The organism is Nocardioides bigeumensis (assembly GCF_039531755.1).
Taxonomy (GTDB): Bacteria; Actinomycetota; Actinomycetes; order Propionibacteriales; family Nocardioidaceae; genus Nocardioides; species Nocardioides bigeumensis.
In genome coordinates this window covers 260,170-282,655 of the sequence record NZ_BAAAQQ010000013.1, presented here as the reverse complement: position 1 = coordinate 282,655, position 22,486 = coordinate 260,170, and the positions used below count along the sequence as shown (strand labels likewise).

The window sequence follows — 22,486 nt, the reverse complement described above, 5'->3', positions numbered from 1 at the left end:
TCCAGATGTCGTTGACCGTGATTGTCCTGGCGGCCGGTGGCGGCACCCGGATGAAGTCGAAGACGGTGAAGGTGCTGCACCGCATCGGAGGACGGACTCTTCTCGACCACGTGCTGCACGCCGTGCACGAGGTCGGGCCGACCCGTGTGGTCACCGTGGTCGGCACCCAGGGCGAGCAGGTCGCCGCACACGTCTCGAAGACGTACCCCGACACCTCGCTGGCCCACCAGCCCGTCTCCACGCCGGGCGGTCCTTCGGTGGCCTACGGCACGGCGTACGCCGTCCGGGTGGCCATCGAGTCGCTCGGCACCCTCGAGGACGGCACCGTCCTGGTCGTCACCGCGGACACTCCGCTGCTCCAGGGCGCAGCGCTCAAGGCGTTCGCGGCCGAGCACGACGCGGCGCAGCGTGCGGTCAGCGTGCTGTCCGGGATCGTCGCGGACCCGTTCGGCTACGGACGCATCGTGCGCGACGCCGACGGGGACGTCGAGGCGATCGTGGAGGAGAAGGACGCGACGCCGGAGCAGCGCGAGATCGCCGAGATCAACAGCGGGATCCTCGCCTTCGACGCGGCGTTCCTGCGCGAGGCGCTGCCGCGCATCGGCAACGACAACGCCAAGGGCGAGTACTACCTCACCGACGCCGTCCAGGTCGCCCGCGACGCCGGCCTGACCGTCGGGGCCCACGTCATCGACGACGTGATGCAGACCGAGGGCGTCAACGACCGGGCGCAGCTGGCCGCCCTGGGCCGCGAGCTCAACCGCCGCATCGTCGACCGGTGGATGCGCGAGGGCGTCACGGTGATGGACCCGGCGACGACGTGGATCGAGGCCGACGTCGTGCTCAGCCCCGACGTCACGATCCTGCCCGGCACGCAGCTGCTCGGCGCCACCGTGGTCGGCGAGGACGCGGTGATCGGCCCCGACACCACCCTCAAGGACTGCGAGATCGGGCCCGGAGCGAGGGTGGTGCGCACGCACGGAGAGCTCGCCGTGATCGGGCCGGACGCGACGGTCGGACCGTTCTCCTACCTCAGGCCCGGCACCCAGCTCGGCGCCCGCGGCAAGATCGGCACCTTCGTCGAGACCAAGAACGCTGTGATCGCCGACGACGCCAAGGTCCCGCACCTGTCGTACGTCGGCGACGCGGACATCGGCGAGGGCACCAACATCGGCGCCGGCACCATCTTCGCCAACTACGACGGGGTCAAGAAGCACCGCACGACCGTCGGCAAGGGCGCCAGGACCGGCTCCAACAACACCTTCGTGGCGCCGGTGCGGATCGGCGACCAAGCCATGACGGGCGGCGGCACAGTGGTCCGCAAGGACGTGCCCGACGGGGCGCTCGCCGTCTCCGCCGCCACCCAGCGCAACCTCGAGGGGCACGCCGAGCGGCGCGCCGCCAAGCTGGAGCGCGAGCAGGTCACCCGTGAGACAACCGACCCCGGGCTTGGGCCGACCGACCCGGGTGCGGGAGGATCCTGACCTGTGGGTGACGCACAGAAGTCCGCGGGCAGGAAGTCCAAGAAGACCACCAAGAAGCACCTCATGGTCTTCAGCGGCCGGGCGCACCCCGAGCTGGCCGACGAGGTCGCCGCCGCTCTCGAGATCGGGCTCGTCCCGACCACGGCGTACCAGTTCGCCAACTCCGAGATCTACGTCCGCTACGAGGAGTCGGTGCGCGGTTGCGACGCCTTCGTGATCCAGAGCCACACCGCCCCGATCAACGAGTGGATCGTCGAGCACCTGATCATGGTCGACGCCCTCAAGCGCGCCAGCGCCAAGCGCATCACCGTGGTGATGCCGTTCTACGGCTATGCCCGGCAGGACAAGAAGCACCGCGGCCGCGAGCCGATCTCCGCGCGGCTCATGGCCGACCTCTTCAAGACCGCCGGCGCCGACCGGCTGATCGTCGTCGACCTGCATGCCGACCAGATCCAGGGCTTCTTCGACGGCCCGGTCGACCACCTGATGGCGCTGCCGATCCTGGCGTCGCACGTTCGTGACAAGTACGGCGACCAGGAGCTCGCCGTCGTCTCCCCGGACGCCGGCCGGATCAAGGTCGCCGAGCGTTGGTCGGCCCGCCTCGGCGGCGCCCCCCTGGCCTTCATCCACAAGACCAGGAGCACCGACCGCCCCAACGAGGCGGTCGCCAACAGGGTCGTCGGTCTGGTCAAGGGCAAGATGTGCGTCCTGGTCGACGACATGATCGACACCGGCGGAACGATCGTCGCGGCCGCCGAGGCCCTCATGAAGGACGGCGCCAAGGGCGTCATCATCGCCGCGACGCACCCGATCCTCAGCGGCCCCGCGGTCGACCGGCTCAAGAACAGCCCGGCTGTCGAGGTCGTCGTCACCAACACGCTGCCTCTCACCGACGAGCAGCGCTTCGACAAGCTCACCTGCCTGTCGATCTCACCGCTGCTGTCACAGGCGATCCGCGAGGTCTTCGAGGACGGCTCCGTCACGAAGATGTTCGACGGCCAGGCATAGGCGCCTCGCGGCTCGTCTCATCCGGCGACGTCGTCGAGCGCGTCCTCCCAGGCACGGCGCAGGATCGTGGGGAGGTCGCCCGCGAGGGCGGTCCTGAGGGCAGCGACCTGCCCCTCGGTGAGCGGCACGGTCGGGAAGACGTGCTTGCCCATCAGCTCGGCGAAGGCCGAGCCACGTGCGACGGCCAGGCGCGGCGTCTCGGCGAGGTAGCGGTCGACGTACGTCGCCACGAGGTCGGTCCGTTCGGGGTCCCAGAGTCCCTGCGCGATCGCCTGCACCTCACGGTTGGAGATCTTGGGGTTCTCGACGATGCGGGTCCACGCGTCGGCCTTCGCCTGTGGGTCGGGCCGGGCGGCCAGCGCGCGAGCCGCACCGAGCTCGGCCACGATCGTGCCGTCGGCCGCGCGCTCGCGCTCGATGTCGTCGGCATCGAGCGCCCCGAGCGAGGCCAGCCGCTTCAGGGCGGTCCAGCGCAACGACGCGTCGTCGGTCGCGGCGAAGCCCCGGAGCCGTGGCTGGTCGGAGTCGACGGCGGCGAGATGACGGGTCAGCACGGCGGCGACGTCGGGGTGGGGGTCCTGCTCCAGCGCCGTCGCGTAGGTCGTCGAGAGCCGAGCCCGCACACCCGTCACCGCCTCGGCCGGCACCAGTGTGGTGAGCAGCTTGCCGCCCGCCCAGGTCGGGACGTTGTGGGCGACGGCCGGGTGGGTCTCGGCAGGCAGGTGCCGCTCGACGAGGGCGAGGAAGTCGTCCATGGGCAGCTCACCCGCCCAGGCCAGGTCGACGGCGGTGGCCCAGAGGAGCGCGCGGGCGTCGGGGTCCGGGATCTCGGCAAGCCCCTGCGACACGGCGGCCCACGACACGTCGTCGAGGCGGACCCGCGCGTAGGTCTCGCCGTGCGCGTTCGGCACCACCACGGCGGCGCCCGGCACGCGGACCGGCTCGTCGGCGAGGTCGACGAACACCGAGCCGAGCTCCACCCAGCTGTCGTCGTACGACGTGACCCGGAGCGTGTGGGGCCGGCTGCCCTCGCGGGTCAGCACGACCTCCGACCCGGGCCCGTCGCCGTCCCTCGTCGCGGTGATGGTGTCGAAGCCGGTGGTGCGCAGCCATGCCTGCGCCCACGCGCGCACGTCACGGTCCGGGGTGGCCTCGTCGAGGGCGTCGACGAAGTCGTCGAGCACGGTGTTGCCCCACTTGTGGCGAGACAGGTAGGCGTTCACGCCGGTGTAGAAGGCGTCCTCGCCGATCCAGGTCACCAGCTGGCGCAGGCAGGAGTTGCCCTTGGCGTAGGACAGCGCGTCGAAGTTGCCCGACGCCGCGTCCACGTCGGGGACGTCCTCGGCCCTCGGGGCGACGGGGTGCGTCGAGCGGCGGGCATCGGCGAGGTACGCGTACGGCTTGCGGGCGATCGTGAAGTCGACCCACGGCGCCTCGACCCCGGCCTCCTGGGCGACGCGGAAACCGAGGTAGTCCGCGAAGGACTCCTGCAGCCAGGTGTCCTCCCACCACGTCATGGTCACCAGGTCCCCGAACCACATGTGCGCCATCTCGTGGGCGATCACCATCGAGCGCGCCCGTCGTTCGGGCTGCGTCAGCGGGCTCAGCGGGAGCATCTCGTCGCGGTAGGTCACGCAGCCCGGTGTCTCCATCGCGCCCCAGTTGTGGCCGGGCACCATCGCCTGGTCGTACGAGTCGAAGGGGAACGGCTCGGTGAAGACTTCGGCGTAGTGGTCGAAGCACGCCTCCGTCACCCGCCTGAGGTCGTCGGCGTCGCGCTCGAGCTGCTCGCGCAAGGACGCCCTCGCGTGCCATCCGAAGGGCAGGCCGGCGTGCTCCCAGGTCACCGACGCCCAGGGGCCGCCGCACATCGCGAACATCGCCGGCGGCAGCGGCGGCGTGGTGGCGAACTCCCACCGGCCGTTCTCGCTGGAGACGACGCGGCTGTTCGCGAGCACCGTCCAGGCCTCGGGAGCAGTCACCCGCAGGGTGATCGACGCCTTCAGGTCGTTCTGGTCGAAGCAGGGGTAGACGAGGTGGGCGATGTCGATGCTGCAGTACGCCGACCGGTAGGTCTCGCCGTCTGCCGGGTCGGTGAAGGTGTGCATCCCGTCGCCGTCCGTGACGTACGGCAGCCGCGCCTCGACGAGGATCGTCTGCGTCGCCTGCAGGTCGGTCAGGCGGATGCGGTTGCCGTCGTACTCCGGCTCCGCACCGTCGACCCGCAGCTCCAGCGCGTGCGCCAGCTCCAGGAACGTCTCGGCGCCGGGCTCCCGGCAGGAGAACGTCACCTCCGCCCGCACCGCGAAGCTGTCGGCATCGGTGATGTCGAGGTCGAGGACGTAGGAGACGTCGTGGAGGAGGGCGGCTCGGACGCGGGCTTCGGCGAGGGTCAGCGACACGAGCAACGAACCTACCCACCGGTGTCGAGGAGGTCGCTTCGAGACGGTTGCCGCGCAACCTCCTCAAGGCAAGGCGCAGCCGGTCGCGAGACCCGTCGTCCGGCGATTGGCCCTCGGTGTCGGCGCGCCCCTAGACTGTTGCAGTTGCCTCGGCGAGGGAGCCACCAACTCCGTGATCGACTGGGCCGGTTCCTTGAGCCGCGCCGTCGTCCGGTGCGGCTCTCGTGCTTTCACGCTGATCGTCGGGGCCCCGAAGCCAGATCCACCACCAGCCCTGAGGAGAACCGGCATGGCCGCCGAGAAGATCACCGCCGAGAAGCGCACCGAGTTCGGCAAGGGCGCCGCCCGCCGCATCCGCCGCGAGGACAAGATCCCCGCCGTGGTCTACGGCCACGGCAACGACCCGATCCACCTGACCCTCCCGGGCCACGACACGATGATGGCCCTCAAGCACGGCGGTTCCAACGCGGTGCTCGACCTCCAGTTCGACGGCGGCAACCAGCTCGCGCTGGCCCGTGAGGTGCAGGTCGACCCGATCCGCCGGGTCCTCGAGCACATCGACTTCGTCGCGGTCCGCCTCGGCGAGAAGGTCACCGTCGACGTCCCCGTCCACCTCTCCGGCGACGCCGCCCCCGAGACGCTGGTCGTCACCGAGAACACCACCGTCCAGGTCGAGGCCGAGGCCACGCACATCCCCGAATACATCGAGATCGACATCCAGGGCGCCGCGATCGGCACGCAGATCCACGCGTCCGACCTGGTCCTCCCCGAGGGCACGACCCTGCTGGTCGACCCCGACACGCTCATCGTCAACATCACCCAGATGCAGTCGCAGGAGGACGTCGAGGCGGAGCTCGCCGAGACCGAGGCCGAGCTCGGCATCGAGCGCGACGAGTCCGACGAGGAGAAGGCCGAAGCCGCCGAGGCCGCCGAGGGCGAGGGCGACTCCGGCGACGCGTCGGCCGAGGGCTCCGACCAGGAGTGACGCAGGTGCTCCGACGGCTGAGGGAGTGGCTCCTGGGGCCACCCCCGGCCGACGGGCACCCGCTCGCCTGGGATCGTGAGGACATGAGCGAGGTCTGGTTGGTCGTCGGCCTCGGCAACCCCGGCGCGTCGTACGCCGGGCACCGGCACAACGTCGGCTACCTCGTCGCCGACGAGCTCGCCGACCGGCTCGATGGTCAGGGCGGCGCCACCTGGCGGGCCCACAAGACCGGGCGGGCCGACGTCGTCGAGGGCCGGCTCGGCGCTCCGGGCACCGACGGGCCGCGCATCGTGCTGGGGCGCCCCCGCTCCTACATGAACGAGACCGGCGGCCCGGTGAAGGCGCTGATGACCTTCTACAAGGTCGAGCCGGACCACCTCGTCGTCGTCCACGACGAGCTCGACCTGCCGTTCGGCACGATGCGGGTCAAGCTCGGCGGCGGCGACAACGGCCACAACGGCCTGCGCTCGTTGCGCGGTGCGCTCGGCACGGGCGACTTCTACCGCGTGCGCATCGGCATCGGCCGTCCGCCCGGTCGTCAGGACGTCAGCGACTTCGTGCTGTCCAACTACTCGACGACCGAGCGCAAGGACGTGCCGTTCCAGGTGTACGACGGCGCAGACGCCGTCGAGTCGCTGCTGGTCGACGGCCTCGAGCGGGCCCAGCAGAAGTTCAACAACGCCTCCCGCTAGGTTCGAGTCGTGACTTTCGAGCCCGGGGCCCCGCCTGAGAACGCCGACGACCACGTCCTCGCCGCCTGGCTGGCCGACGCAGCCGGCCGCCGCCTCCTCGAGGTGCGTGAAGAGGGACTCACCGGTCGCGAGCTCAAGGACGCCGGTGACCGCGCCGCGCACGACCTGCTCATGCAGCTGCTCGCGGAGCACCGTCCGGGCGACGCCGTCCTGTCGGAGGAGGGCAAGGACGACAAGCGCCGGCTCGAGGCCGAGCGGGTCTGGATCGTCGACCCTCTCGACGGCACGCGTGAGTTCTCCGAGCCGCCGCGGGACGACTGGGCGGTCCACGTCGCACTCTGGTCCCGCGGCGACCTGACCGCGGGGGCCGTGGCCCAGCCGGCGATCGGGGAGACCTTCTCGACCGCCGACCCGCCGTACGTCGCCCCCTCGACGGCTGCTCGCCCTCGCATCGCCGTCTCCCGCACCCGGCCGCCTGCCTTCGTCGAGGCGCTCGCCGAGGAGCTGGGCGCCGAGCTGGTGCCGATGGGCAGCGCCGGCGTCAAGGTCATGTCGGTCGTGCGCGACGTCAGCGACGCCTACGTGCACGCCGGTGGCCAGTACGAGTGGGACAACGCTGCGCCCGTCGTGGTCGCCCGGGCGGCCGGCCTCTACTGCTCGCGGGTCGACGGCTCACCGCTCCGCTACAACCAGGACGACGTCTCGCTGCCCGACCTCATCGTCTGCCGCGTCGAGCTGGCTGAACGCATCGTGGCGTTCGTGCGGGAGCACGGTGTGACGGGCAGCTGATCCCGAGGCGAGGGATCGGCGTGGGCCCGGCCAGGTCGATGAGCGCGAACAGGACGTCTCGAAGCCCGGTGAGCCGCATGCTCTGACGGTCGGGACGCCTTGAGACCCACGCAAACCCGCTACGAGGACTGGGCGTCGACCTCCCCCTGCGACCGCAGGACGCAGAACTCGTTGCCCTCGGGGTCGGCCAGCGTGACCCACCCGCTGCCGGGCCCGTAGATGCCGCGGTGGTCCGCATACAGGGTGGCGCCGATACCCAGGAGCCGTTCGACCTCCTCGTCGCGGCTGCCGTCGCGCGGGCGAAGGTCGAAGTGCAGCCGGTTCTTGCCGGTGATCCGCTTGGACTCGGCGGCGTCGGGGATCTCGATGAAGAGGATGTGGTGGCCGGTGTCCGGGTCGAGGATCATGCACTCCTCGTGTCCAGGCTCGTTGGGGTCGCCGTCGACGTCGACGTATCCGAGCAGGGACTTCCACCACTCGCTGAGCTCGTAGGCGTTCGCGCAGTCGACGGTGGTGTGGGACACGACGGAGGTCATGTCCAGAAGCGTGGTTCGCATCCCCCCGCGCCGCAAACCGATTTCCAGCCACGTGCACGCGGCCGTCCCCGCGGACGGCGCGGGGACGGTCCGAGCACGACCACCGTCGCGTACGCCGGCGGTGGGGGCCGGGTCCGGGTCAGCAAGGCCCGGACGCCGGCACTCAGGTCAGGGCCAGCAACCCCGACCGTCCCGCTGGGGAGCTCGCAGCAATCGAGCCCCTTTCGACAGGGGGTGGGCAGTCGCAGGTGTCCGAACAAGGGAGGAACGTGTGTGTGCCATGGCCGCATCTCCTGCACGGCGCATCGTGTGACAGATGCGTGGCCGTGGCCGGCACGTTCTCGACGGTGTCCCACATGACTCCTGCTCACCTCCTCTGAGCAGCATCATGATGAAGACCGCTCGGGCACCGCAGGCTTATCCCGGCGATTCGCAGCGATTCACCCGACATTCGTGGCGGCATAGCCCGAACGGACTACGACGGTCGCCGATGAGGGTCAGAGCCGACCGTCGGCGACGGCCTGGCTGACCCACGGGATGACCTCGTCGAGCATGTCGTCCAGGGAGGTGGCGCACTCGAAGCCGAGGACCTCCCGGGCCTTGGTGATGTCGGGGACGCGCTTCTGGACGTCGTGCTCGTAGGCCGGGTCGCTGACGAGACGCAGGGGCACGTCGTCGCCCTTGATCTTGCGCCAGATCACCTCGGCGAGCTCGCGCACGGTGGTCGACTCGGCCGTCGAGATGTTGAAGTCGTCGTTGTGCGCGGCGTCCTGGCTCATGCACTCGACGATGCCGCGGGCGAGGTCGCCGCCGTAGGTGTAGTGGCGGACCTGGTCGCCGGCGCCGAGGATGTGCAGCGGGTCCTGGCCCTTCACGACCTTCTGCACCAGGTCGGGGACGACGTGGCTCATCGCGAGCTTGACGTTGCCGGAGTCGACCTCGACCTCTCCGAGGGCCCGGCCCTCGCCGATGCCGACGCAGTTGAAGGGGCGCACGATCGTGTAGGGCAGCTGGTACTGGTCCCAGGCGGCCTTCGCGTAGTACTCGACGGCGAGCTTCTGGAAGCCGTACGACGACAACGGAGGCGGGATCCGTCGCTCGTCGCCCTCCTTGGACGGCCAGTGGGTCGTCGACTCGAAGACCATCGAGCTGGACAGGTAGGTGACCTTCTGGAGCCGCCCGTGCTGGTGGGCCTCGATGGCGGCGTCGCACTGGGCGGCCATGATGCGTTCGTTGGTGGCGAGCAGGTCGTAGGGATAGGCGTGGAAGTAGGAGATCCCGCCGATGAGGGCGGCCCCGGCGATGAAGTGGTCGCAGTCGGCGAGCAGCTTCTTCATCACGTCGACGTTGCGGGCGTCGTCCTCGACGAAGTGGTAGTCGGGGTGGTCGTCGTAGCTCTTCACGACCTTGCCGTACTTGGAGTAGTTGTCGATGCCGACGACGACGTGCCCGCGCCGGAGCAGCTCCTCGACGACGTAGCCGCCGATGAACCCGGCGGATCCGGAGACGAGCACCTTCTGCTGGGTCATCTGGTCACTTCCCGGTCGAGTTGTTGAGCGAGGCTATGCGCGCCGACTCCCGGCGTACCTGCTCCAAGGTCAGCTGCGGCCCGAAGGCGAACCGGTACCACCGCAGGTAGCGAGGGATCCACTGCTTGAGGTCGAAGTTGGACTCACCCACGGTCCGGTCGAGCCAGATCGTCGAGATCTCGGCCACGGGCCGCCGCAGCCGGCGGGCCTTGGCGGTCAGCTCGAGACCGATCTCGAACCCGGATCGGCTGTCGATGCCGACCTCGCGGACGAACTCGGTGGAGTAGGCCTTGAAGCTGTTGGTCGCGTCGTGCGTGCCGACCCGCGCGAGCATCTTGAGGGAGCGCCCGGCGGAGCGGGACAGGAGGCTCTTGAAGAGCGGTCCGCCGACCTGCTGACCTCCCGCGGTGTAGCGCGACGCCGCCGCCACGACGACCCCACGCTCCACGAGCCGGGCCAGCGCGTCGATCTGCCGAGGGTCGTCGCTGCCGTCGGCCATGGTGACCACGACCACCTGTCCGGCCGCCGCGTCGATGCCGAAGCGGATCGCGTTGGCCGGTCCGCGACCGTAGGTGCTGACCAGCGCGCGCAGCCGAGGCTCCCGCTGGGAGTACTCGCGGAGCACCGGCAGCGTGGTGTCCTCCTCGAAGTCGACGACCACGAGCACCTCGCACGCCGACTCGACCCCGTCGAAGAGGCGGTCGAGCACGGGCAGGACCGCCTCCGCCTCGTTGTACGCCGGCACGACGATCGAGATCAGCCAGTGTCCGCCGTCCGGGGCGGCCGTCGGCGTCATACGCGGGTGCCCTGGCCGAGGAGGTTCCACACGTCGACCACAGGGCCCTGGGGGTCCAGCGACCGGTACGCCTTGTGGGGCGCGCCGATGATGAGCACGTCGGAACGCTCGAGCACCGTGTCCAGCGGCAGCAACCCCTCGTCGACGGTGACGTAGGGGTCGGTGCACAGCACCTCGCCCGCGTGGAACTCCAAGATCCGCTTGAGCTTGTAGGACAGGCTCGAGCGGATGTCGTCGCTCTCGCCCTTGAACGCCATCCCGAGGATCCCGACCGTGGTGTCGGCAAGGTCGAAGCGCTCCTCGAGCCTCGAGACGAGGTAGAGCGGCAGCCCCTCGTTCACCAGCATGGCGGAGTGGCCGAGGACGAAGGAGTTGTCGGAGAACGCGGCCAGCTGCATCGTGTCCTTGAACAGGCAGGGGCCGGCCGCGAAGCCGGCGCCGGGCAGGTCTGCTGCCCGCGGGTAGTCCTTGATGACGGCCTCGCGGATGCGGGCGTAGTCGAGGCCGTGGTCGTTGGCCATCACGTAGAACTGGTTGGCCGCCGCGAACTTGAGGTAGCGCCAGGTGTTGGTGAACAGCTTGGCCAGCTCTGCCTCGTCGGGCTCGAGCTCGATGATGTGGGAGGTGAGCGTGCGGAACAGTGCAGCGGCCCGCTCGCGTCCTTGCCGGCCGGTGGCCGACACGATCTGCGGAAGGGAGAAGAGCTCCTCCATCGCCTTGCCCTCGGCGATGCGCTCGGGACAGAACGCCAGGTCGACCGTCAGCCCCTCCTTGGCGAGCATCGCCTGTACCCGGCGGGTGACTCCGGGGTACAGGGTGCTGCGGAGCACGAGGAGCTGCCCGTCACGCAGGTGGTGGACTGCGTCGCGCAGGGCCTTGGTGACGGCGTGGGGGTCCGGGTTGAGGTGCTCGTCGACGGGGGTCCCGATCACCACGATCACCACCTCGGCGCGGCTCAGGATCGCGGCGTCGGTGCTCGCGTGCAGGCGTCCCTCGTCGATGGCGGTGCGCAGCAGGGGCTCCGCGCCCTCCTCACGGAAGGGCAGCTCGCCGGACATCACCTGCTTCACGGCAGCGTCGTTGATGTCGTAGATGCCGACGCGGGTGCCGCGCGAGGCGAACGCGATCGCGAGCGGCAGGCCGACGTGCCCGCACCCGCCGACCACGACGACGTCGTAGGTGACGTCGTCTTCGCCGATCACCCCGCCGTCGCTGGTGATCGAGGCTGGTTGGTCAGTCACGCGGGTCCCCGGATCTGCACACGCGGCCCCAGGTCCGGCGCCGCTCGTCGCGGACGAGTCTAAGGTGGCCCCTCGAGCGGTCGAGCCCTCGGCCAGGAGCCGTGGTGCTCAGCGGAGCTTGACCGTCGCGAAAGTCACGGTGCCGGGCTCGCTGAAGCTCACCTCGCTGTAGGTGAACGGGTCGAAGGCGCCCTCGTCCACCTCGGGGAACGACAGCATCAACGGGCCGGTGGCCGGATGTGCCAGCACCTTGAAGTCCTGGCCGTCGACCGTGGCGCGGAGTGGGGTGTAGTCCTTCATCAGGAGGTGCCCGAGCCGCGCGAGGAGGGACCCGTCGTCTGGCCGGAAGCTCGCGGTCACGATGGTGCCGTCCGCCGCGGGCGGGATCTCGAGCGCCTCGCCCGCTGACACCCGCTGGGTGCCCTCGACGGTCACGCGCCCGCAGCGGGAGTCCACCTTGCCGAGCAGGCTCCAGATGCCTTCGCGCTGGAGGCGCGCGAAGTTGCAGGCCACTGCCTGCTTGTAGTGCGCGCTCTCCCAGATCGCGTTGCGGCCGTCGAACCCCGGGGTGTCGATGCGGAGGATGTAGCGGTCGTCGCTCGCGGACTTGATGGCCCGGGCGTTGAGGCGGTCGAGCCGCTCTGTCACCACGGCGTAGTTCTGGAAGACCGGCACCGGTCGGTAGGTGAGGGAGTAGGCCCACGCCACCGTGGCCTCGTGGGGGTCGATGGTGACCGGTGCGGAGCCGATGGCGTCGAGCATGGCCTGCGGGACGGCGTACGTCGTCTGCATCTCGAGCCTCGTCGCCTCGAGCAGGCCAGCCGCGTAGTCGTGGCGGAGCGCCACCTCGACGTCGGCGCGCCACCGGTCCCGGGCGGGTCCGGGATCGATGCTCTCGAAGCCGGGGAAGACCATCAGCAGGCACACGACCGCGCCCGTCACTGCAGTGCGTGACAGGCCGGTGAGGCCGGCGGCGACCGCGAGGAGGATCAAGGCGACGACGAAGAACGTGAGCTCGTGCACGTCGTGCCGGGTGAAGCCGGACTTCACGCCGTAGCCGAGGGTCACGCCGAAGACGAGGATCCAGCCGAGGAGCTCCGTGCGCGACTGGACAGCGCGCCTGCGCAGGACGGTCACCAGGGAGATCACCACCACGATGCCCGCCGCGAGGTAGCCGAGCAGGTAGGGCGGGACCTCGGAGCTCATCGCATCGCCGTAGCCGGCGACGATGTCGACACCGTAGGCGAACCACGCACGGAGGTCACCGACCTCCTGCCCGGCAAGCAGCCACCACAGCACCGTTCCCGCGCCGAACGAGAGCAAGGTGACGGCGGCATCGAGCAGGATCAGGAGCGGCCGCCGGGCGGCCAGGGAGGCCACCAGGGCCAGGGCGGTGAAGGCGACGCCGTCCGAGAGCTTGACCTGCACGACCAGCGCGCCGGCCAGTCCCCACAGGACAGGAGGAACCAGGAGCACGGGACGCCAGTCAGGGCTTCGGGGACGCGACAGCGTCAGCAGGATGGTGCCGGCGGCGGCGCCGACGGCGGCCGTCGCCGCGCCCTGCGTCGCGGCCACGATGGCGGTCACCGTCGCTGCCGCGGCGGACGCGGTGCGGCCGGTGCACTGCCGGAACGCGAGATGACACACCGTCCACGTCCACAGGACGACCACCGTCAAGGCGACCATCCCGAGGACGAACTGACTCCGGTCGACGATCTGGGGCACCTGGAGGAACGTGTAGGGCCCGTAGTTGAAGACGACGTCGTCACCGTGGCGCAAGGGTCCGAGCGCGCCGTTGAGCACGGTCATCCAGGACCCGTCGATGCCCGCGAACGGCTGACGCGGGCCGATCCGCATCCCGAACAGCGCGGTCGCGGCCAGCCACGGCAGCAGGGGCACGAGGGCGCGCACGCGAGCCGCCGTCCCAGGTGGAGGCGCGCTGGTGATGATGGCCGATCACTCCTCGTGTGCGGTCGCGCCGGATCGCGCGGTCGGGATGTGGCGGGAGTGTAGGCGGCCGCACACGGTCGAGCCGCCATCGTCACTTAGGCTGTCGCGGTGATCGAGCGGTCGGACGACCCGGGGGCGGGGCTTCGTCGTCTGTACGCGCACCGCTTCGAGTCGGTGGAGGGGCAGCGCACGGACCTCTGGCGCGTCCTCTGCGACGACTTCTTCTCCCGCTGGGTGCCGGCCGACTCCACGGTGCTCGACGTTGCCGCCGGTCACTGCGAGTTCGTCAACAACATCAGGGCGGCCCGACGCATCGCGGTCGACCTCAACCCCGACGTGGTGACCCGCGCGGCCTCTGGGGTCGAGGCGCACGTGTGCCGGAGCGACGCGATGGACATGCTCCCGGACGCCTCGGTCGACCGGGTCTTCATCAGCAACTTCTTCGAGCACGTGCCCCGTGAGGTGATCGTCTCCACCCTCGACGAGGTACGCCGGGTGCTGCGTCCCGACGGGCGGCTGCTCGTGCTCCAGCCCAACGTCCGCTACTGCGGCAAGGACTACTGGATGTTCTTCGACCACATCACGCCGGTGGACGACCGCGCGCTGGTCGAGGCCTTCCACGCCACGGGCTTCGACGTCGAGCTCAACATCCCGCGCTTCCTGCCCTACACCACCAAGAGCCGGCTCCCCAGCGGTGCGGGACTCGTGCGGCTCTACCTCAAGGTCCCGCTGGCGTGGCGGGTGCTGGGCGCGCAGGCCTTCCTCGTGGCCAAGCCGGTGGTGGCCCCGTGATGGGTCGCCCCGCGGGTCCTGTCGGCGGCACCGCCTAGACTCGGAGGCGTTCACCACCCCCTGTCCTGACGGACAGGGGGCTCTCGTGCTGTGCCCTCCCTGCCCACCCCACCTTGCGCGCCCCTTGGAGTGATCACGTGACGCTCGACGGTCTGACCACCGCCGTCCTGGCCGAGCCGACCCTGGCCGGCGCGCTCGGTGACGCCGCGGTCGAGACCGCGCTCGACCTGACGGGGCCGGCGGGGCTGCGGCCCTTCGTCGTGCGGGGCCTGGTCGACGCCGGGCGCACCGTGCTGGCCGTCACGGCCACCAACCGTGAGGCCGAGGACCTCGTCGAGGCGCTGGGCGTGCTCGTCGATCCCAACCTGGTGGCCTACTACCCCAGCTGGGAGACGCTGCCGCACGAGCGGCTGAGCCCGCGCAGCGACACCGTGGGCCGCCGGCTCGCCGTGCTCCGGCGCCTGTGCCATCCCGGCACCGACACGACCAACGGGCCACTCAAGGTCGTGGTCGCCCCGGTGCGGTCGATCCTCCAGCCGCAGGTGAAGGGACTGGGCGACCTCGAGCCCGTCGAGCTCTCCCTCGGCGACACGCTGGCGCTGGAGGACGTCGTCCGCCGGCTGGCCGACGCGGCGTACTCCCGGGTCGACCTGGTCGAGAAGCGCGGCGAGTTCGCCGTGCGTGGCGGCATCGTCGACGTCTTCCCGCCGACCGAGGAGCACCCGTTGCGGGTGGAGTTCTGGGGTGACGAGGTCGAGGAAATCCGCGCCTTCGCCGTGGCCGACCAGCGCACCCTCGAGCCCGTCGAGCGCCTGTGGGCGCCTCCCTGCCGGGAGCTGCTGCTGACCGACGAGATCCGTGCCCGCGCCGCGGAGCTCGGCCGCGCCCACCCCCAGCTGGTCGAGCTGACCGACAAGCTCGCCGCCGGCATCGCCGTCGAAGGCATGGAGTCGTTGGCTCCTGCCCTGGTCGACGACATGGAGCTGCTGGTCGACCTGCTCCCGGACGACGCGCACGTGCTGGTCCTCGATCCCGAGCGGGCCCGCTCCCGAGCCCACGACCTGGTCGCCACCAGCGAGGAGTTCCTCGGTGCGTCGTGGGCGGCCGCGGCCGGCGGCGGGGTGGCTCCGGTCGACCTCGGCTCCGCGTCGTACCGAGCGATCGCCGACGTGCGCCACCACGCGCTCGCGCGCGGGCTCGCATGGTGGTCCGTCAGCCCCTTCGGCATCGACGATCCCTCCGTGGTCGAGGAGGCCGGTCACGGTCGTCACGAGACCCAGCGGGTCCTCTTGCGCGACGAGCTCGGCGAGGTGGTCGACGCCGGCGTCGACGTGGAGTCGGGCGCCGTCCCGGTCCGGGTGCTGCCGGCCAAGCCCGCGCCGGAGTACCGCGGCGACGTCGGCGCCGCCATCGAGGACGTACGCCGCTGGCTGGGCGACGGCTACCGCGTCGCCGTCGTGCACCCCGGGCACGGCCCGGCGCAGCGGATGGTGGAGGCGCTGGGGGAGCACGACGTCGCCGCCCGGCTGGTCGAGCCGCAGGACCTCGAGGAGCTCGATCCGCTCGTCGTGAGCGTGACCTGCGCGGCGCTCGAGCACGGCTTCGTCGACGACACCGCGCGGCTGGTGCTGCTGACCGGTGACGACCTGTCCGGACAGTCGGCCTCGACGCGCGACATGCGCAAGATGCCGGCCCGGCGCAAGAGGCAGATCGACCCGCTCGAGCTCAAGGCCGGCGACTACGTCGTCCACGAGCAGCACGGCGTGGGCCGCTTCGTGGAGATGAAGCAGCGGGAGGTCGCCGGCCACACCCGCGAGTACCTCGTGCTGGAGTACGGCGCCAGCAAGCGCGGCGGACCGCCCGATCGGCTCTTCGTGCCGGCCGACACGCTCGACCAGGTGACCCGCTACGTCGGCGGCGAGCAACCGAGCCTGGACCGTCTCGGCGGCGCCGACTGGGGCAAGCGCAAGAGCCGGGCCAAGCGCGCGGTGCGCGAGATCGCGGCCGAGCTGATCAAGCTCTACGCCGCCCGCCAGGCGACCAAGGGCTTCGCGTTCGGGCCGGACACGCCCTGGCAGCGCGAGCTCGAGGACGCGTTCCCCTTCACCGAGACCCCCGACCAGCTCAGCACGGTCGAGGAGGTCAAGGCCGACATGCGCCAGGTCGTGCCGATGGACCGGCTGGTCTGCGGCGACGTCGGCTACGGCAAGACCGAGATCGCGGTGCGCGCCGCGTTCAAGGCGGTGCAGGACGGCAAGCAGGTGGCCGTCCTGGTGCCGACCACCCTGCTGGTGCAGCAGCACTTCTCGACGTTCACCGAGCGGATGAGCGCCTTCCCGGTCACCATCAAGGGGCTGAGCCGCTTCCAGTCCGACGCGGAGGCCAAGGAGGTCATGGCCGGCCTCGCCGACGGCAGCGTCGACATCGTCATCGGCACCCACCGGCTGCTCAACCCCGACGTCCGCGTCAAGGACCTCGGCCTCATCGTGGTCGACGAGGAGCAGCGATTCGGCGTCGAGCACAAGGAGCAGATGAAGCGGTTGCGCACCTCGGTCGACGTGCTGTCCATGTCGGCGACCCCGATCCCGCGCACCCTGGAGATGGCGATCACCGGCATCCGCGAGATGTCGACGATCACGACGCCGCCCGAGGAGCGACACCCCGTGCTGACCTACGTCGGTGCCTACGAGGACCGCCAGGTGGTGGCCGCGATCCGGCGCGAGCTGCTGCGCGAGGGCCAGGTGTTCTACATCCACAACCGCGTGCAGAGCATCGAGCGGGCGGCGGCCCGGATCCGCGAGCTGGTGCCGGAGGCGCGGGTGGGGGTCGGCCACGGCCAGATGGGGGAGCACCAGCTCGAGCAGGTGATGGTCGACTTCTGGGAGAAGCGCTTCGACGTGCTGGTCTGCACGACGATCGTCGAGTCCGGCCTCGACGTCTCCAACGCCAACACGATGGTCATCGAGCGCGCCGACATGCTCGGCCTCTCCCAGCTCCACCAGCTGCGTGGCCGGGTCGGCCGGTCCCGTGAGCGGGCCTACGGCTACTTCCTCTACCCCGCCGAGAAGCCGATGACCGAGACCGCCCACGAGCGGCTGGCCACCCTGGCCCAGCACTCCGACCTCGGTGGCGGCATGGCGATCGCGATGAAGGACCTCGAGATCCGCGGCGCCGGCAACCTGCTCGGCGGCGAGCAGTCCGGTCACATCGCCGACGTCGGCTTCGACCTCTACGTCCGCCTCGTCGGCGAGGCTGTCCAGGAGTTCCGCTCCGGCGGCGAGCAGGAGGTCGAGCTCGGCGAGGTGCGCATCGAGCTGCCCGTCGACGCCCACCTCCCGCACGGCTACATCGGCTCCGAGCGGCTGCGCCTGGAGATGTACAAGCGGCTCGCCGAGGTGCGCGCCGACGAGGACGTCGACCTGCTGGCCGAGGAGCTCCAGGACCGCTACGGCCCACCGCCGATCGAGGTCACCTCGCTCCTCCTGGTCGCCCGGTTCCGGGCCCGGGCCCGACAGGCGGGCGTCCGCGAGGTCACCATCGCGGGCAAGCACGTCCGCTTCGCGCCGGTGTCGCTGCCGGACTCGGCGGCGGTCCGGCTCAAACGGCTGCACCCCGGCGCGGTGGTCAAGACCCAGGTCGACACGATCCTGGTGCCCCGTCCGCAGACCGCCGTGATCGGGGGGAAGCCGATCATGGGGATCGCCCTGCTTGAATGGGCCCGCCAGGTCATCGATGCCGTCATCGACCCGCGATGAAGGAGAACACCCCGTGACACCCCGCGTGAAGCAGCTCGCGATCGTCGTGGCCCTGTCGGCCACCGGACTCCTGTCCGCCTGCGGCGGGGCCCAGCCCGGCGTCGCCGCCCAGGTGGGCGACCAGACCATCACGGTCAGCGAGGTCAACCGCATCGCCGAGGGTTACTGCAAGGCCTACGAGCGTCAGCTCGAGGGCGAGGGCACGGCGATCCCGATGAGCATCATCACCAGCAACGTCGTGCAGACCCTGTCCATGACCGCGGCGGCGGAGCAGCTCGCCGACGACTACGACGTCACCCCCTCGGTGACGTACGCCGCGGCCCTGGCCAACCTGGAGCAGACGGTGACGAGCCTCGAGAAGGACGCCGCTGACGCGCGCGTCGAGCTCGAGCGGAGCATCGACTACGTCACCGACGTGCTCACCTTGGTCGGCCGGTTGGAGCTGGAGAAGGACGGCATCACCGACGCCTCGTCCGACGACGCCCTCGCCAAGGGGCAGGACGCGCTCGACATCTGGTTGGCGAAGAACGAGCCGGAGATCGACCCGCAGTACGGCTTGGCGCTCGTCGAGATGCAGCCCGAGACGCGCGACACCAGCACCTCCTTCGCGGTCAGCGACCTGGCCTTGCAGGGTGCTGCGGAGGAGCTCGACCCGGCGTACGCCCGCAGCCTGCCCGAGTCGCAGCGCTGCGGCTGACCGTGACGCCCGAGCCCGGCCCGGCGGCCGAGCTGCTCGACGTCATGCGGCAGCTGCGCGCCGAGTGCGACTGGAAGGCCGCGCAGACGCACCGGTCGCTGGCCCGCTACCTCGTCGAGGAGACCCACGAGACCCTTGAGGCGATCGACGACGGCGAGGCGACCGGCGACTGGTCCCACCTGCGCGAGGAGCTCGGCGACCTGCTGCTGCAGGTCTACTTCCACGCCGTCGTGGCGGAGGAGGCGGGCACGTTCACCTTCGACGACGTCGCCGCTGACATCGTCGCCAAGCTGCGCCGCCGCAACCCGCACGTGTTCGGCGACGCGCAGGCGTCCGGGCCGGTCGCGGTCAACGAGCTGTGGGAGCAGGTGAAGGCGGCCGAGAAGCCGCGCGCGTCCGTGACCGACGGACTGCCGCCCGGGCTGCCCGCGCTGCTCTACGCCGACAAGGTGCTGGGCCGGCTCGAGCGCTCCGGTGGTCGAGCGGCCTCGGGTGGTCGAGCGGCCTCGGGTGGTCGAGCAGCCTCGGGTGGTCGAGCAGCCTCCGGTGGTCGAGCAGCCTCCGGTGGTCGAGCAGCGAGCGAAGCGAGCGATCAGTCGAGACCACAGTCGAGACCACAGTCGAGACCACAGTCGCACGACGTGGGTGAGCGTCTCCTCGCCCTGGTCGCCGAGGCGCACGCCGACGGCGTCGACCCCGAGCAGGCCCTGCGCGACGCCGTACGCCGCCGGCTCATCTAGCCCGCGGGGACGGCCTCGAGCACCAGGCCGGCGAGACGCCGGTCCACGGCGGCCATCGAACCACGCATCACCGACCTCCCGCGTCGTCGTCGTCCCGACCTCGGCCCGGACTCCTCGGAGCGCCCCCGCTGGCACCAGCAGGACCTGCGGGTCCCTCCGGCGCGGGGCGCCCGCCAGTGGCGCGCAGCCGTTCGCGCAGCGAGCGGCTCTCCGCGCGTGCATGAACGAGAGTCCAGCCAAGCGGGAGCACCTGTCACCGACCTGTCGGCTCCCCCGGTCACCTCACGAGGGCCGGAATCGTTCAATTGCGCGGTTGTGGCCGCCGCGGGGCTCTCACGAGGGCCGTAATCGTTCAATTGCGCGGTTGTGGCCGCCGCGGGGCTCTCACGAGGGCCGTAATCGTTCAATTGCGCGGTTGTGGCCGCCGTGGGCGTCGCACAACGGCCCTAGCCGTTCAATTGCGCCGAAATGGCCCTCCCGTCAGTCCCGAGTCCGGCCCGCGACTGCCGGCTGGACACCCTGCCCGCGCCCTCTAGGCTGGCGAGCGCCCCGTCCTTCCGCCCCACCCGCCCTAAGGAGCAAGCCCGTGGCATCCATCGCAGCTGTCGGCGCCCGCGAGATCCTCGACTCGCGCGGCAACCCCACCGTCGAGGTCGAGGTCGCCCTCGACGACGGATCGTTCGCCCGGGCCGCGGTGCCGAGCGGGGCGTCCACGGGTGCCTTCGAGGCGGTCGAGCTCCGCGACGGCGGCAAGCGCTACCTCGGCAAGGGCGTCACCAAGGCCGTGAAGGGCGTCGTGGACACCATCGCCCCAGCCATCCTCGGGCTCGAGGCCGACGACCAGCGGTTGGTCGACCAGGCGATGTTCGACCTGGACGCCACGCCCAACAAGGCCAAGCTCGGCGCCAACGCGATCCTCGGCGTCTCGCTCGCGGTGGCGCGGGCCGCCGCTGACAGCGCCGACCTCCCGCTCTACCGCTACGTCGGCGGGCCCAACGCCCACGTCCTGCCCGTGCCGATGATGAACATCCTCAACGGCGGCTCGCACGCCGACTCGAACGTCGACGTCCAGGAGTTCATGATCGCGCCGATCGGCGCCAAGACCTTCGCCGAGGCGCTGCGCCAGGGCGCCGAGGTCTACCACGCCCTCAAGTCGGTGCTGAAGAAGAAGGGCCTGGCCACCGGGCTCGGTGACGAGGGCGGCTTCGCTCCCGACCTGGCCTCCAACCGGGCCGCGCTCGACCTGATCGCCGAGGCCGTCAAGGCGGCCGGCCTCAAGCTCGGCAAGGACATCGCGCTCGCGATGGACGTCGCGGCGTCGGAGTTCCACGACAAGAAGAAGTACGCCTTCGAGGGCCAGAAGAAATCGTCGGACGAGATGATCGCCTACTACGCCGACCTCGTGTCGTCGTACCCCATCGTCTCCATCGAGGACCCCCTCGACGAGGACGACTGGGCGGGCTGGAAGGCGATGACCGACGAGCTCGGCGGCAAGATCCAGATCGTGGGCGACGACCTCTTCGTCACCAACGTCGAGCGCCTCCAGCGGGGCATCTCGGGTGGCCAGGCCAACGCCCTGCTCGTGAAGGTCAATCAGATCGGCTCGCTCAGCGAGACCCTCGACTCGGTCGACCTGGCCCACCGCAACGGCTTCCGCTGCATGATGAGCCACCGCTCCGGCGAGACCGAGGACACCACCATCGCCGACCTGGCGGTGGCCACGAACTGCGGCCAGATCAAGACCGGCGCCCCGGCGCGCTCGGAGCGGGTGGCGAAGTACAACCAGCTGCTGCGCATCGAGGACGACCTCGACGACGCCGCGCGCTACGCCGGGGCCGCGGCCTTCCCGCGTTTCAAGGCCTGAGGCAGGCAGACTGGTCCCTCGTATGACGGATCACTCTGGACAACAGCGACGCACCTCTCGTGGGGGCCCCGGCGGCAGCCGGCGTCCCGGCGCACGCACTCCGCGAGGTGGCGCTCCGTCGCGCCCTCGCACGCCGCCGTCCGACGACACCGTCACCGCGCTCAACCCCGTCGTGACCACCTCGACGACCGGGACCCGCATCACGGCGGTCACCCCCTCGACCGGGGCCTCGAAGAGGATTCCCCCTGTCAGGGAGCGCGGGCCGCGCATCACGGGCCGCGCGGCGCTGCTGGTGCTGATCGTCGCCGTGCTCACCGTGTCCTACGGCTCGTCGCTGAAGGCGTTCCTCCAGCAGCGCTCCCACATCGCGGAGCTCAAGGAGCAGATCGCCGAGCGGGAGGCGAGCATCCAGGCCCTCGAACGCGAGAAGCGGCGCTGGTCGGACCCCGCGTTCGTGGCCCAGGAGGGGCACCGCCGGTTCGGTTACGTCATGCCCGGCGAGACGTCGTACGTCGTGCTCGACGCCGACGGGCAGCCCCTCGAGAGCGGCGCGACCCTCCACGACCCCGACGAGGTGGTCAAGGAGGAGCCGACCGCGTGGTGGACCACGGCTTGGGCGTCGGTCGAGCTGGCCGGCAACCCGCCGGTGGACAAGAACGGCGCCGGCAAGCCACCGGCGAGCGAGATCGACGGCACGCAGGAGTGATCGACCCCGTCGACCCGAGGGACCTCGAGGCCGTCGAGCAACAGCTCGGTCGCGAGCCGCGGGCCATCGCCGCGATCGGCCACCGGTGCGGCTGTGGGCTTCCGGACGTGGTGACGACCGAGCCACGGCTGCCCAACTGCACCCCCTTCCCGACCACCTTCTACCTCACCTGCCCGCGCGCGGCCTCGCGCATCGGGACCCTCGAGGGATCGGGTCTGATGAAGGAGATGCAGGACCGGCTGGCCGAGGACCCCGAGCTCGCGGCGGCGTACCGACGCGCGCACGATCGCTACCTCGCCGCCCGTGCCGACCTGGCTCACCGGGTGGGGCAGAGCGTGCCCGAGATCGAGGGCATCTCCGCCGGCGGCATGCCCGACAGGGTCAAGTGCCTGCACGTGCTGGCCGGCCAAGCCCTCGCCCAGGGCCGGGGGGTCAACCCGCTGGGCGACGAGGTGCTCGACCTGCTGGGCGAGTGGTGGGCGGACGGTCCGTGCGTGGACGCCCCCAGCCCGGGTTGAGG

18 protein-coding genes are annotated in these 22,486 nt (G+C 70.8%); 12 read left to right on the top strand and 6 right to left on the bottom strand.

What is annotated here, in order from left to right; translation table 11 throughout:
- The first annotated feature begins 5 nt into the window (after positions 1 to 5).
- Together glmU and ABD295_RS15640 are read left to right on the top strand one after the other, a co-directional pair.
- Entirely contained in the window at positions 6 to 1,484 is a 1,479-nt protein-coding gene (glmU, locus tag ABD295_RS15645) for a bifunctional UDP-N-acetylglucosamine diphosphorylase/glucosamine-1-phosphate N-acetyltransferase GlmU (protein ID WP_344304721.1), read from the top strand.
- A gap of 3 nt (positions 1,485 to 1,487) precedes the next feature.
- On the top strand, positions 1,488 to 2,492 hold the full coding sequence (locus ABD295_RS15640) for a ribose-phosphate diphosphokinase (RefSeq protein WP_344304720.1): 1,005 nt from the start codon (positions 1,488 to 1,490) through the stop codon (positions 2,490 to 2,492).
- Between the two features lie 17 nt (positions 2,493 to 2,509).
- On the opposite strand, the gene pepN is transcribed toward ABD295_RS15640, so the two are convergent.
- Positions 2,510 to 4,894, bottom strand: coding sequence for an aminopeptidase N (gene pepN / locus ABD295_RS15635; RefSeq protein WP_344304719.1), 2,385 nt, complete (start codon positions 4,892 to 4,894; stop codon positions 2,510 to 2,512).
- A gap of 289 nt (positions 4,895 to 5,183) precedes the next feature.
- On the opposite strand from pepN, the gene ABD295_RS15630 reads away from it, so the two are divergent.
- From ABD295_RS15630 to ABD295_RS15620, 3 genes are all read left to right on the top strand, one after another.
- A complete protein-coding gene (locus tag ABD295_RS15630) occupies positions 5,184 to 5,879 on the top strand; it encodes a 50S ribosomal protein L25/general stress protein Ctc (RefSeq protein WP_344304718.1) in 696 nt (231 codons plus the stop codon).
- An 83-nt stretch (positions 5,880 to 5,962) separates the two neighbouring features.
- A complete protein-coding gene (gene pth / locus ABD295_RS15625; RefSeq protein WP_344305456.1) occupies positions 5,963 to 6,571 on the top strand; it encodes an aminoacyl-tRNA hydrolase in 609 nt (202 codons plus the stop codon).
- Positions 6,572 to 6,580: 9 nt separating this feature from the next.
- Positions 6,581 to 7,360, top strand: coding sequence for a 3'(2'),5'-bisphosphate nucleotidase CysQ (locus tag ABD295_RS15620; protein ID WP_344304717.1), 780 nt, complete (start codon positions 6,581 to 6,583; stop codon positions 7,358 to 7,360).
- Positions 7,361 to 7,479: 119 nt separating this feature from the next.
- Here ABD295_RS15620 and ABD295_RS15615 read toward each other — a convergent pair whose 3' ends face one another.
- From ABD295_RS15615 to ABD295_RS15595, 5 genes are all read right to left on the bottom strand, one after another.
- Positions 7,480 to 7,896: a VOC family protein gene (locus ABD295_RS15615; protein ID WP_344304716.1), complete on the bottom strand. Its 417-nt coding sequence runs from the start codon at positions 7,894 to 7,896 to the stop codon at positions 7,480 to 7,482.
- Positions 7,897 to 8,393: 497 nt separating this feature from the next.
- Positions 8,394 to 9,425: an NAD-dependent epimerase/dehydratase family protein gene (locus ABD295_RS15610; RefSeq protein WP_344304715.1), complete on the bottom strand. Its 1,032-nt coding sequence runs from the start codon at positions 9,423 to 9,425 to the stop codon at positions 8,394 to 8,396.
- Positions 9,426 to 9,429: 4 nt separating this feature from the next.
- Entirely contained in the window at positions 9,430 to 10,221 is a 792-nt protein-coding gene (locus tag ABD295_RS15605) for a glycosyltransferase family 2 protein (RefSeq protein WP_344304714.1), read from the bottom strand.
- Positions 10,218 to 11,462 (bottom strand): nucleotide sugar dehydrogenase, encoded by a 1,245-nt coding sequence (locus tag ABD295_RS15600; RefSeq protein ID WP_344304713.1) that lies wholly within the window; start codon positions 11,460 to 11,462, stop codon positions 10,218 to 10,220. Before ABD295_RS15600 ends, ABD295_RS15605 begins: the two co-directional genes overlap by 4 nt.
- A gap of 108 nt (positions 11,463 to 11,570) precedes the next feature.
- On the bottom strand, positions 11,571 to 13,373 hold the full coding sequence (locus ABD295_RS15595) for a hypothetical protein (RefSeq protein ID WP_344304712.1): 1,803 nt from the start codon (positions 13,371 to 13,373) through the stop codon (positions 11,571 to 11,573).
- A gap of 147 nt (positions 13,374 to 13,520) precedes the next feature.
- Here ABD295_RS15595 and ABD295_RS15590 point away from each other — a divergent pair, with 147 nt between their 5' ends.
- From ABD295_RS15590 to ABD295_RS15560, 7 genes are all read left to right on the top strand, one after another.
- Complete coding sequence (locus tag ABD295_RS15590) at positions 13,521 to 14,204, top strand: class I SAM-dependent methyltransferase (RefSeq protein ID WP_344304711.1); 684 nt, start codon at positions 13,521 to 13,523, stop codon at positions 14,202 to 14,204.
- 137 nt (positions 14,205 to 14,341) lie between these two features.
- Complete coding sequence (gene mfd, locus ABD295_RS15585; protein ID WP_344304710.1) at positions 14,342 to 17,959, top strand: transcription-repair coupling factor; 3,618 nt, start codon at positions 14,342 to 14,344, stop codon at positions 17,957 to 17,959.
- Between the two features lie 13 nt (positions 17,960 to 17,972).
- Complete coding sequence (locus ABD295_RS15580; protein ID WP_344304709.1) at positions 17,973 to 18,656, top strand: hypothetical protein; 684 nt, start codon at positions 17,973 to 17,975, stop codon at positions 18,654 to 18,656.
- A gap of 2 nt (positions 18,657 to 18,658) precedes the next feature.
- Positions 18,659 to 19,396 (top strand): MazG nucleotide pyrophosphohydrolase domain-containing protein, encoded by a 738-nt coding sequence (locus ABD295_RS15575; protein ID WP_344304708.1) that lies wholly within the window; start codon positions 18,659 to 18,661, stop codon positions 19,394 to 19,396.
- A 586-nt stretch (positions 19,397 to 19,982) separates the two neighbouring features.
- Positions 19,983 to 21,260 carry a phosphopyruvate hydratase gene (gene eno / locus ABD295_RS15570; RefSeq protein WP_344304707.1) on the top strand — a complete coding sequence of 426 codons (1,278 nt, stop codon included), beginning with the start codon at positions 19,983 to 19,985 and terminating at the stop codon, positions 21,258 to 21,260.
- Positions 21,261 to 21,432: 172 nt separating this feature from the next.
- A complete protein-coding gene (locus tag ABD295_RS15565) occupies positions 21,433 to 21,966 on the top strand; it encodes an FtsB family cell division protein (RefSeq protein ID WP_344304706.1) in 534 nt (177 codons plus the stop codon).
- Positions 21,963 to 22,484: a DUF501 domain-containing protein gene (locus ABD295_RS15560; RefSeq protein WP_344304705.1), complete on the top strand. Its 522-nt coding sequence runs from the start codon at positions 21,963 to 21,965 to the stop codon at positions 22,482 to 22,484. The genes ABD295_RS15565 and ABD295_RS15560 overlap by 4 nt, the downstream gene beginning before the upstream one ends.
- Positions 22,485 to 22,486: the final 2 nt, after the last annotated feature.

Coding starts and splice junctions, on each gene's coding strand:
- ABD295_RS15615 (WP_344304716.1), bottom strand. CDS start 7,896: ATGACCTCCGTCGTGTCCCACACCACCGTCGACTGCGCGAACGCCTAC.
- ABD295_RS15605 (WP_344304714.1), bottom strand. CDS start 10,221: ATGACGCCGACGGCCGCCCCGGACGGCGGACACTGGCTGATCTCGATC.
- ABD295_RS15610 (WP_344304715.1), bottom strand. CDS start 9,425: ATGACCCAGCAGAAGGTGCTCGTCTCCGGATCCGCCGGGTTCATCGGC.
- pth (WP_344305456.1), top strand. CDS start 5,963: ATGAGCGAGGTCTGGTTGGTCGTCGGCCTCGGCAACCCCGGCGCGTCG.
- ABD295_RS15630 (WP_344304718.1), top strand. CDS start 5,184: ATGGCCGCCGAGAAGATCACCGCCGAGAAGCGCACCGAGTTCGGCAAG.
- glmU (WP_344304721.1), top strand. CDS start 6: ATGTCGTTGACCGTGATTGTCCTGGCGGCCGGTGGCGGCACCCGGATG.